A 10299-nucleotide genomic window follows, 5' to 3' on the forward strand; every position below is an offset into this window, starting at 1 on the left:
CTTATTTATAATTTTCTTTACGCCACAGAGTCTTATGCCGTTACTTCACTTAACTTTTATTATGAAGCTTTATGATTAGTAAGCTGCTACTGTCATGTAGCTTTCAAGGTGTTTGGCATCTATAGTATTGGCAGCATCCATGATGTTTGTTTTAAGGGTTTTGTCGTAAAACACATCCAGTTTAGAAAGGTCTTCGTCGCTTAGTGTACCAATAGGGATGTTTGATTTTGTTGTGAATACTGCCCTGTGCGGAAGGTTATGGATGGTGCCGTTATCCTGGTAGGTTTTAATGTACCTGTCCCAGTCGTAACGTACTTTTACCTCGATACCGTCGAAGAACAGACGCGGACGACCTTCTTCCACCACTTCAAGGAAGCCTGAACCTAAGTTCTTTTTCCTTAGTGTAGCACGATAGTTATCGGCCAGGGAACGTGTTGCAAGGATGTAGGCATCATCTGCAGATACAAGGCGCTCATCAGCGGCGGTTACCATTTTTTCAAAGATGTCTAAAGCTGCATCTTCGGCAAGAGCCTGAGAGGCATAGTCAACACCTGCGTTTTTATCTATGCTTACATAGTTTGCCGCTGTGGTAGGTACTTCGGCAAAAATTTGTTTAAACAGTCCGTCAAACGAGTTAAAGTAATCAAGGTCGGTTCCGTTAGTAAACACACCGTTATTATCTACAGTTTCTGCAGTGGTGTCGTTAAACCATATTTTGCGGTGCATGTTTTCTAGCATGGCACTCTCTACTGCCGAGATGATTACACCAAACTCTTCGGTACCTACAGCATCAAAGAAATCAGGGTTAATGCGTTTTGACTTTTTGAACAGCTTTAAAAGGGCCGGCATATCTGCCTGACAGTGAGAAAGGCGGAAATCTTCCAGTACCGGAGTCCAGTATTTTTCGGTTAATTCAAAACCACCTGCCTCGTTTGGCGTACATCCTACGGCTTTTTTACCCAGTAGTCCTAATCGTCCAGCAAAGGCAATTTGTGTACTTACATCGATTCCGGTTTCAATATCGTGGAATTCCTGCAGATCTGAATCGTTATAGACTCTGCTGAAAATCACCCCGCTTACCGTTTCGGCCTCACGAGGGTTTAGTGTAAGGTTGTCTGCATTTACTAATGCCATTATCGTACTTTTTTAGATCTCAAGTATTCTTTCATTCCGGCTAATTTGTCGTTTTCGGCAGGCCTTTTGTAAGCTGCCCTTTTTCCGTCAAGGCTATAGTTACTGGTAACCTGCCTTTTAAGCGCCATTACCTCACCTTTAATAACGTTAAGCTGTTTTTTAAGCCTTTTGTTTTCTGCCCTTAGTGCAGCGGCTTCTTCAGCCGGGGCATCTTCTTCGGGTTCAATAATTTCGGTTAGTTCACCTTCTGTAAAAATGTAGGTAAATCCGTCGGGCATTGTAAACTCGCCATCTGCCGGAAGGCCGTCTACAGTTGCCATTTGTCCAATTTCGATTACGGCGTCGTCTTCCAGATCGGTAAAATCAATTTCGGTTCCGGTGGCATCCTGCACCACTTTGTTAAACATGTGGCTGTGCTTAAATTTAGCCAGCACTTTTGTAAACAGGCTTTCCATCCAGTGCCTGTCTTTCTCGGTAAATTTGGTCATAGTATTGGGTTTTAAATATGCTTTTGCAGCTATGGCTACCTGCTGCGAGGTGGTAAAACCTAAATCAGTTAATTGTGTAGCGGTAAGCCATGTTTCGTTTTTAAGGAGGGGGAGTATGGCCTGCTCTTGTATGTTTAGGGTGTTTTTGTAAAAACCAACGAGTTTTTTCTCGATGCTTTTTAACTGTGTGGCAAATTTTGAGAGTTCGTCTGCCGTTCCCATGGAGCCGCCCCAGGGCAGGTGAATCATGAAAGGGGTGTTTTCACGAATGAGCCTTTTGCTGCCTGCCATGAATATTACGGTGGCTATACTGGCTACTATACCGCTGCCTATGGTGGTTATGGGCCTGCCCAGCGATTTGAGGTAGTGGTAGATGTCGAAACCCACATCTACGAGTCCGCCCTCCGAATTGATGTGTACGTTAAAAGCAGTGGCTTTGGGTTGTTTTTTTACCTGGCTTACAACGTCTATAAGCTCTATGCCGGGGGTTCCGTCAAAGGAGCCTATCTGGCCGGAGATGTAAATGTTTCCTGTCATTTCATAATGTTGAGAATTAAGTATTAAGTATTGAGAAGTGAGTATTGAGAAGAGAGATAATAGATAATAGATGATAGACTGAGAATGGAGTGTTCAGTAATCAGTGGGGAGGGAATTGAAAATTGAAAAGATTAAAATATTGAATAAAGATTGGTGATTGTGTAAGGGTGGAATCTTTAAATCTTAAATGTTTTAATCTTTAAATAATAAGAAGTATTTGTTATCTCATTTTCACAGTACAAAGATACGACGGGTTTTTAGTGTTTTACTGAAGCGGTTTTTTCAGTGAAATGTTTTTATATTTGGAGACTTACAAACCACAACTTATCTAATAATGAAAATCATTAACCGCTTCAGGTTCTATTGGTGGGCCTTTTTTACCATTTTTTTTGGATTGGATACTTTAAGGACTTTTCTAAATCAATATGTTTATGTATGGACTAATATAATTTTAATAGTTATATTTTTAGGATTTATACTCCTGCCTTTATTCTACCCTAATAATATTGGTATAAAATTTATTGATAAGGAAAAACAAGAATAATGCACAAAATACTTTATAAAACCACAAGGCTGGAGTTAAAGTATCTTTATGAAACCGTTTACCTTAGTTTTTTAGAGAAGGGAAAGACAGTGCATTTAGGTGATATATATGGTGATGTTTTATGTGGTGTTATAAGTGATGATGATGACTGGGCTATTGCTGCCGGAAGCAGTCTTATAATTTGGACACCTAAAAAAACAGAAATTATACAAGATGCCCGACTTAGTGATGTTTTTGCTATAAGGATTGTTGGTAAAAATACCGTAAACCTGCTAACCGACCCATGGAGTGATAAGGCTGCCGTATGGGAGTTTAATTTGCTAGGTAAAACCTTTTCAAAACTATATGATTTTCCTAATTATATAAACAAGCCCTACACTGATATTATTGAATGGTAAAATTATTTATCTATATTTGATTAACCAACAAACACACCTTAGTTTATGCCTTTTTTTACAGATGTTTTATTGATTTCTGTATCAATCCTTTTGGCTTTTATATTACTACGTTATTATACAAGGCAGAAGTCATACAAAAAGTTTATTACCCAAAACGAAGGCAAAAAGTTTTTTTGCTATAACGACAGGCTTGTAACCAAAGCTTTTATTGAAACCCATGTATTGCCAATACTGCCTGAGGAGGTTGAGGTTGTATGGGTAGAGAACCGAAAGCCAATATCACTTAATTATAAGCGAGCAAATATCTCTACTATGTTATATGAGATTAACAGCCTTAAGGGGAGTTTTCCGTTTTTGGTTACTATTGAAAACGGAACGGTAGATTATATTTCGCTACAACAACAAACCTATAAGGCGATACAGGACCCGGGTAAAACCCAATGGTTGCTTGATGTTATACTCGGTATTTTTGATGACAGTGATAAAAGTTAATTGTTATATTTGGACAACCAACAAACACACCTAATGAAAAAGCTATTGCTTGTGTCGTTATTGTTTCTTTTTATTTGTTGTGATAAGAACGGAAAGGGGACAGTTGATACTACAGTAACCGATACCATTTACTTAACTAACGGAGAGAAAAACCGTTCTATGAAGCTAGTAACGGTAAATGATACTTCACAATTTTCTAAAAGATTTATAGAAGACCTTAAAAAAGAGGACTACCCTTATAATATTACCCTGATTGACAGTTGCCTGGTAACTAATGGTGACTCTATACAAATACCTATGGATCTTGAACTTAAAAAGGAATATTTGTTTGAAAAACATACCGATTCAGGGTGGTATGAGGTTTATATAAGAAGGATTAACTTAACCAGAATTACATATAAGATAAAAGAAAAATTTGGTTATGATGAAGATGAGTTTGTAATAGGGGAAGCAGATCTTTCGGGGAGGTTTTTTGATGATAAGCATAGTCATAGTGACTCAACAGTTTTTAAGTATGAAGTATTTGAAGCTAATAGATATCATAGTCTGCAGGATGAAGATATTTTTATAGATATTGGTAAAAGCGAAAAGGAAGATTCCATACGTGTTGTGATGAATGTTCCCGAAAAAAATATTACTACTGCTAGTATTTTTAAACAGCAAATTCATATAGAACAGGTTTTTACTGTTAAGATAATGATACTGTACATATTAGCACTTATTCTATATATACTTTTTATGATTTTTGGTTTTGGACCTGTTTATGCTTATGTATGGAGGTTTTTTATGAACCGCTCTCCAATTAGAAATACTAATGTCTATTTAAAGCTTTACAGGCGAATGAAACAGAATAATGATGAGTACGAAGAGTACCTTGAATGGGCTGCCAAACGCGGATATAAACCTATTATTAAAAAACGAGAAAACTAAAATTTAAGGTATGGTAACGATTTGGGAAGATTTTATTATGATATGTAAACTTATCATAGCGTATTTTATTTTAAGCTTTATTTTTATGTTAGTGTTTATTTTCTTTCTTTATATTCTTACACTTATTATAAGGTTCATGGCTTTTGCTATAGGTTTTCTCCTTAAAAGATCGTTGATGAATCCCTATATAAAACAACATTTAATTATTATAGGTGATAACCTTAATTATGAAGAATATCTTGAAGAGGTGGAGAAGGATGAACGAAAAAGCGGTAAGAAAATAAAAAGATATGAAAGAATATTTGATGAAACCGGTTTAGAAAAGGAAGATGATATTGACGATGAGGATAAAAAACATAAAAAGAAGAAGAAAAACAAAAAGTAATATACTGTTATGAAAATCATGTAAGAATATTGCCTTATACTCAAAGCCTTTTTATAAGCGGTAATAAAATTTTAACATTTTGCGTTATATTTGGTAGCAACCAAAACAACACAAAACATGAACCTTACCCGCTTTGTTTTTCTGTTTTTGACTTTATTACTTTTATCGTGCAAAAAGGAAACCCAAAATCCGTTACACTCTATTGAGGTTGTCGATTTAAACCTTAATGGTGATCCAATCGCTGATTTTATTGAAGGTCACAGCCGTGAAAAAAGCTTTGGTGAAGCGGTTAATCTCAGCTTCTTTAAAAACACTACTTTTTTTACTACTCCGTCAGGTTCTTTAAGCAAAAATAAAAATGCCATTTACTGTCCAACTCTATTAATGGTATGGGAGCAAATCGTAAAAACATATGATAAACCTATTATTGTAGCTAGTAATTACCCCGAACTGGAGAAACTAAACAGTTATAAAGATTACAAAGGCTGCCTTACCGAAAACGAATATCAAACCGCCGTACAGATAATTGTTAATACTTTTGAGATAAAGGCTGCTGCCCGTTTTACAAAGCAACTTCCGTTTAGTGAACGTATGGAGGTGTATAGAGAACCGTTTTTGTTTAATAATGAAAACGTAGAGGCTTTTTATACATGGGGAGGTCATGATGAGAATCGTGTACATGTACTTGATTACAATAGCGATAACGACTTTATGATAAGGCTTAACCCTAAAGATAAAAACCATGAGATTTTGTTATGGATGCCTAACCAAAAACCACAATCATTACAGCAGGGTATAGAACAGGTAATTGAAACCGTTAAAACAAGAGGAATGTTTAAACCAACTCTTAGTGAGGCTTGGAGATATAAGTTTAGTGAAGAAGACCGTTTGGTTATTCCTAAAATATATTTTAACCTAAAATCTAACTGCCCTGATCTTACCGATAACAAGTTCACCCTTAAAGGACAACCCGAGGAATACAGAGTTAAAGAGGCTTATCAGCGTATTTCATTTCAGTTAGACGAAGAAGGTGCTGTTGTAGAGAGTGAAGCTATAATTGAGGCTGCTGCAGTTGAAGAAATGCCTGAGGAGAAAATTGTACCTAAAAAAATGTTTGTAAACAAACCATTTATGGTACTGCTAAAACGAAGGGATAGTGGGAGTCCGTATCTGGCAGTATGGATAGAAAACACCGAGCTTTTAATTAAAAACTAACCCCATGAAAAAGTACCTTACGTTATTATTGCTACTGGTTTCTGTTTGTTTTTACGGACAGGAGGAAGAGAAAGAAATTGTAATTGAAGGTTTTTATAAAGTATCCCTTGGCGGAGGGGGGCATGCCTTATTTCCGGTGGTGAATAATACTGTTAAAGGACCTATTAATCTGGAAATTGAACACTATAAAATACCCCATGGTTTTGTTAACACAGCACGGGTTAGGGTTAAAGGAAAAATATACAGAGCAAAATATAACTATGATTGCTATTATGTGAAAAACCGAATAGTGGTTAATGAGGTTACGTTAATTGACACCACTATGCTCATGGAAAAGTTTTTAAAAAAACATGCCGATGAAAAAAAGGAAGTTTTAAATGAAGGTGAAGAAAGAATTGAATATTTTGAAAGCGAAGGTTTTTATAATGAACGCTATGGAGAACTTTATTATGTTGAACTTAAAGACGGAGAAATTGCAGATACTTTAGGTATTTGTTTTGAAGGGAGAGCCTCCCGTAAACACAACGAAGTATACCCTGATAAGTATAATGCAGACGGAGTGTATGTAAAAGGCACGGGATTTAAAATTACCGGTAGGAGTTATGGTTTCCCTGATTTGTATGATGCCCAGTTTAATGTATGTGAATTAAAAGTTATAGATACAAACTACACTTTTTATAACTATCAGCAGGAGAGGATAAAAAAACATCCAGACTATTTTCCTTATAATGGAGCAAAACATAACTACCCTAATGTTATAGATGAAGGTAAGGAGTACACCTTTAAGGGTGATTACACTAATAACAGTATAAAGTATGATGTTGCTTTTAAGGTTAAGCGTAAAGGCGGAGTTGTGAGCTATACCTGTATAATAAAACAGGACGGCAAAACCATTACTAAAATTAAAGACAGTAGCATTTTAGATTATCGGGAGGTTATTGATTCTCGCTTTAATAAAAATAAATTAGGTTACAGCAGTAAGTATTACTTACAACAATCGGCAAGACCAGATGAATATAGTTTTTTTGATGTGATATTTTTTGATAAAAAAAAGGAAGATTCATCTCAAACCCCAATATTGCAAACTGTACAAATACGTTTTGGTATTGATAATGGAGCAGAAAACATAAAAGATATAGAGCTAACCCAAGTAAAAAACTAAAAAAAGAGGCTTATATTAAGCCTCTTTTTTTATTCGTTTCCCAACCTTTTACATACAAAAGTTATCAATATTGGTATAACCATAAAAAAATAAGTATGAAAGGTATTTTACTTTTGTTACTACTAGCCGGGAGTAACCTTTTTGCTCAAACTAATTTTTTGAATCAGCCTTATATAGAGACATCGGCAACTGCCGATACTCTTATTATGCCAAACAGGATAAATATGTCCGTTATACTTAGTGAAGGTGATTCCCGTGGTAAAAAATCGGTAGAAGAGTTAGAGCAGGTCATGAAAACAGCATTAACACAAGTAGGGATAGATGTTCTTAAAGAGCTTACTCTTGTTACACTAGGCAGTGATTATGAACGATATTTTTTGGGAGGTTTAAAGGTTAATAAAACTAAACTCTATCAATTAACGGTGCATGATGCCGTTACTGCTTCAAAAGTTATTACTGCCTTAGAGCAGGTTGATATCTCTAACGTTAGTATTAATTCTAAGCAGTATTCAAAACAGGAGAAACTGTTAACCGAACTAAAAGTTAAAGCGGTAAAAAAAGCAAAGGAAAACGCCCAAGCCTTAGCCCGTGCAGCAGGAAAAGATATAGGCGATGTTTTATTTATAAGTGATATTATTACCCCTGCAAATGACAATCAAAACAATAAGCCTGTGGTCATTAGGGGAGTAGCAAGTATAGGTAGTGGCATTTATGGTAACAGGGCACCCGATCCTTTACCTGTAGATTTTCAAAAGCTGCAATATCAGGTTCATGTATCGGTTATTTTTAGTTTAAAGTAAAAGGAAAAAAGAGGCTTATATAAAGCCTCTTTTTTTTATCCCTCCATAAAAGCAACTACGTTAAACATGGTACGTTCGGTAATGTTATAGTTTTCGGCAACCTGTTGTATCATGTGGGTTTTACGCACTTTCTTAAAGTACTTTTTATGGTAATCGGTTTCTTTAAGGTAGGCTTCATAGTATACTTTCCAGTCCAGCACATGCACAGGGATAATGTTTTTTGCTACAAGTTGCATAAAATTTTCCTGTAGGCTTATAAGTGTTTCATAGCGGGTCATTTACCATTTATTTTCAGGACAAATATCATTAGAACGCACCTTTGCCGATAAAGGGCACTTACATACATTACAGTAAGATCCCTGTATTTCCTTAAGGTCGTCTTTTATAAAAATAAGTAGCTTTCCCTTTGCGGCATGCGGGCATAATGCACATAGGGCAGCACGCTTGCGGGCAGTGTTTTCGGTTACTTCGCTTTTTTGGATAAAGTTTTTCCAACCGCTAAGTATCTCATTTAACATGAGTTAAAAATGTAGTCAAATATTGAAAAAAAGGTAGTAAAAAGTTTTTACAAACTTAGAAAATTTTCTCTATATTTGAAAAAAATCATATAACAAACCACATCAATAATGAAACAATTAACATTAGCATTAGTTTTACTATTTAGTGTGCTTGCAATAGCACAGGAAGAAAAGAAACCGGAAATTTTTCCTTTTAAACGCCCACAGCTTTTAGTGGGTAAAACCGTTACAATAAGACCACTTACTGATGAGGAAATAGAAAAAGAAAAAGGTTATGCCTATTTTTCCAGTGATAGATTAGGTATTCATACCTATCATGAAATAGACAATGATAGATCTGATCCTAAATCTCTGGAAAACAGAACTTTTAAAGTAGTGTCAACACACCCTAAGTATCACAATAGATTGGTATTGGAGGCAGAAGACGGAGAAGTTATTTATTACAGGCTACTTGAAGGTTATCCTAAATACTATTATTTTGAAGTAGAAGGCGGGCTTGAAGTTCCAAACGATTTTTATTGCGACTATTTTGATAGCGGTGTTGAAGATGAGAATTTAATTAATCTTACAGCAGATGGTTTAGAAGATTATGCTGTTGTATGGTTAGTAAATGGAGTAACATTTGAAACAATGGAAAAAGATGTTGTAATGCTTACTATGGAGATACCCTCAAAGGAAAATATGGGAATTACTGTAATTTTTGATAATGGCACTAAATTAGAGTTGCCTAATCGGCCGCTTGTAGCTTCAAGAAAGGGTAATGATAGGCGTGGTGTTAATATAGAAATAGTAAGTGATGAATATAAAAAACTTTTTAGTGAGAATAGAATAGTTAGTGTACTACTGGGAGGGAAAAAGGAATCGCCAGAAAATGATATATCTCCCGAAGGCGGCGAAAAAATAAGAGGTGTCATAGCATGTGGTCTTGCCAAGCTTGAAGCCCGAGAACAAAGCAAGAAATAATACAACATAGATTTATAAATAAAAAACGGTCTTAAAAGCAGTTTTGTATTGTATTTTGTCATTTTGACGTTAGGAAAAATCTCTTGATGTTAATGAGGTTTTCACTCTGCGAAGTGGTACTTATACAAAGAACATTGTGCATGTTTTTTATTTTGAAGCCAACAAACAATTTCTATATTTGAAAAAAATCATACAAACAAATCACATCAATAATGAAACAGTTTACATTAGCATTAGTTTTACTATTTAGTGTGCTTGCAATAGCACAGGAAGAAAAGAAACCAGAAATTTTTCCTTTTAAACGCCCGGAGCTTTTAGTGGGTAAAACCGTTACAATAAGACCGCTTACTGATGAGGAAATAAAAATACAAAAAGGTTATCATAATTTTTATAAAGATAAATATAATATCCATTCCTATCATGAAATAGGATTTGAAACTTCTGATTCCAAATCTCTGGAAAACAGGGTTTTTAAAGTGGTTTCCAGTAATCCTAAGTATCCTTATAAATTAAAATTAGAGGCCGAAGACGGAGAAGTTATTTATTACAGTCTACTTGCAGGTTATCCTGAACACTATTATTTTGAGGTAGAAGGCGGGCTGGATGTTCCAAACGATTTTTATTGTGATTATTTTGAGTATGGTTATGATAAGGGTAATAAGGACATCTTGAAATGGGCTGCTTTTTATAACATAAGGATAGATCTGGGTATAGGACCCATGACTGGACAGGA

At 35.4% G+C, this 10299-nt stretch carries 13 protein-coding genes; 9 read left to right on the plus strand and 4 right to left on the minus strand.

All coding sequences use genetic code 11. The annotated features are described in order from the left end of the window. Positions 1-75 precede the first annotated feature (75 nt). On the minus strand, positions 76-1134 hold the full coding sequence (locus tag Q763_RS16720) for a hypothetical protein (protein ID WP_035136195.1): 1059 nt from the start codon (positions 1132-1134) through the stop codon (positions 76-78). Beyond that, entirely contained in the window at positions 1134-2159 is a 1026-nt protein-coding gene (locus Q763_RS16725) for a head maturation protease, ClpP-related (RefSeq protein ID WP_035136196.1), read from the minus strand. Before Q763_RS16725 ends, Q763_RS16720 begins: the two co-directional genes overlap by 1 nt. 543 nt (positions 2160-2702) lie before the next feature. Here Q763_RS16725 and Q763_RS16735 point away from each other — a divergent pair. From Q763_RS16735 to Q763_RS16765, 7 genes are all read left to right on the plus strand, one after another. After that, positions 2703-3101, plus strand: a complete 399-nt coding sequence (locus tag Q763_RS16735; protein WP_035136198.1) for a hypothetical protein — start codon at positions 2703-2705, stop codon at positions 3099-3101. Positions 3102-3146: 45 nt separating this feature from the next. Continuing rightward, positions 3147-3593: a hypothetical protein gene (locus tag Q763_RS17630; RefSeq protein WP_052123495.1), complete on the plus strand. Its 447-nt coding sequence runs from the start codon at positions 3147-3149 to the stop codon at positions 3591-3593. Positions 3594-3626: 33 nt separating this feature from the next. Then, positions 3627-4523: a hypothetical protein gene (locus tag Q763_RS16745; RefSeq protein ID WP_035136200.1), complete on the plus strand. Its 897-nt coding sequence runs from the start codon at positions 3627-3629 to the stop codon at positions 4521-4523. 85 nt (positions 4524-4608) lie between these two features. Beyond that, positions 4609-4908 carry a hypothetical protein gene (locus Q763_RS16750; RefSeq protein WP_157499512.1) on the plus strand — a complete coding sequence of 100 codons (300 nt, stop codon included), beginning with the start codon at positions 4609-4611 and terminating at the stop codon, positions 4906-4908. Between the two features lie 117 nt (positions 4909-5025). Beyond that, complete coding sequence (locus tag Q763_RS16755; RefSeq protein WP_035136202.1) at positions 5026-6123, plus strand: hypothetical protein; 1098 nt, start codon at positions 5026-5028, stop codon at positions 6121-6123. Between the two features lie 4 nt (positions 6124-6127). Further along, positions 6128-7285: a hypothetical protein gene (locus Q763_RS16760; RefSeq protein WP_035136203.1), complete on the plus strand. Its 1158-nt coding sequence runs from the start codon at positions 6128-6130 to the stop codon at positions 7283-7285. 95 nt (positions 7286-7380) lie between these two features. After that, complete coding sequence (locus tag Q763_RS16765) at positions 7381-8085, plus strand: SIMPL domain-containing protein (RefSeq protein WP_035136204.1); 705 nt, start codon at positions 7381-7383, stop codon at positions 8083-8085. Positions 8086-8120: 35 nt separating this feature from the next. Here Q763_RS16765 and Q763_RS16770 read toward each other — a convergent pair whose 3' ends face one another. Both Q763_RS16770 and Q763_RS16775 read right to left on the minus strand, forming a co-directional pair. Then, positions 8121-8363: a hypothetical protein gene (locus Q763_RS16770; protein WP_035136205.1), complete on the minus strand. Its 243-nt coding sequence runs from the start codon at positions 8361-8363 to the stop codon at positions 8121-8123. After that, entirely contained in the window at positions 8364-8603 is a 240-nt protein-coding gene (locus Q763_RS16775; RefSeq protein WP_035136206.1) for a hypothetical protein, read from the minus strand. A gap of 108 nt (positions 8604-8711) precedes the next feature. Between Q763_RS16775 and Q763_RS16780 the strand changes: the two genes are divergently transcribed. After that, on the plus strand, positions 8712-9566 hold the full coding sequence (locus tag Q763_RS16780) for a hypothetical protein (RefSeq protein ID WP_035136207.1): 855 nt from the start codon (positions 8712-8714) through the stop codon (positions 9564-9566). Between the two features lie 212 nt (positions 9567-9778). Next, a partial coding sequence (locus Q763_RS16785; protein WP_035136209.1) for a hypothetical protein occupies positions 9779-10299 on the plus strand: 521 nt, incomplete at its 3' end.

Origin of the sequence: Flavobacterium beibuense F44-8, from assembly GCF_000769915.1 — a bacterium.
Taxonomy (GTDB): domain Bacteria; phylum Bacteroidota; class Bacteroidia; order Flavobacteriales; family Flavobacteriaceae; genus Flavobacterium; species Flavobacterium beibuense.

What these genes read in the sequence shown, in the direction of transcription:
- Q763_RS16720 (WP_035136195.1), bottom strand. Translation starts at nt 1,134, where the DNA reads ATGGCATTAGTAAATGCAGACAACCTTACACTAAACCCTCGTGAGGCC.
- Q763_RS16725 (WP_035136196.1), bottom strand. Translation starts at nt 2,159, where the DNA reads ATGACAGGAAACATTTACATCTCCGGCCAGATAGGCTCCTTTGACGGA.
- Q763_RS16735 (WP_035136198.1), top strand. Translation starts at nt 2,703, where the DNA reads ATGCACAAAATACTTTATAAAACCACAAGGCTGGAGTTAAAGTATCTT.
- Q763_RS17630 (WP_052123495.1), top strand. Translation starts at nt 3,147, where the DNA reads ATGCCTTTTTTTACAGATGTTTTATTGATTTCTGTATCAATCCTTTTG.
- Q763_RS16745 (WP_035136200.1), top strand. Translation starts at nt 3,627, where the DNA reads ATGAAAAAGCTATTGCTTGTGTCGTTATTGTTTCTTTTTATTTGTTGT.
- Q763_RS16750 (WP_157499512.1), top strand. Translation starts at nt 4,609, where the DNA reads ATGTTAGTGTTTATTTTCTTTCTTTATATTCTTACACTTATTATAAGG.
- Q763_RS16755 (WP_035136202.1), top strand. Translation starts at nt 5,026, where the DNA reads ATGAACCTTACCCGCTTTGTTTTTCTGTTTTTGACTTTATTACTTTTA.
- Q763_RS16760 (WP_035136203.1), top strand. Translation starts at nt 6,128, where the DNA reads ATGAAAAAGTACCTTACGTTATTATTGCTACTGGTTTCTGTTTGTTTT.
- Q763_RS16765 (WP_035136204.1), top strand. Translation starts at nt 7,381, where the DNA reads ATGAAAGGTATTTTACTTTTGTTACTACTAGCCGGGAGTAACCTTTTT.
- Q763_RS16770 (WP_035136205.1), bottom strand. Translation starts at nt 8,363, where the DNA reads ATGACCCGCTATGAAACACTTATAAGCCTACAGGAAAATTTTATGCAA.
- Q763_RS16775 (WP_035136206.1), bottom strand. Translation starts at nt 8,603, where the DNA reads ATGTTAAATGAGATACTTAGCGGTTGGAAAAACTTTATCCAAAAAAGC.
- Q763_RS16780 (WP_035136207.1), top strand. Translation starts at nt 8,712, where the DNA reads ATGAAACAATTAACATTAGCATTAGTTTTACTATTTAGTGTGCTTGCA.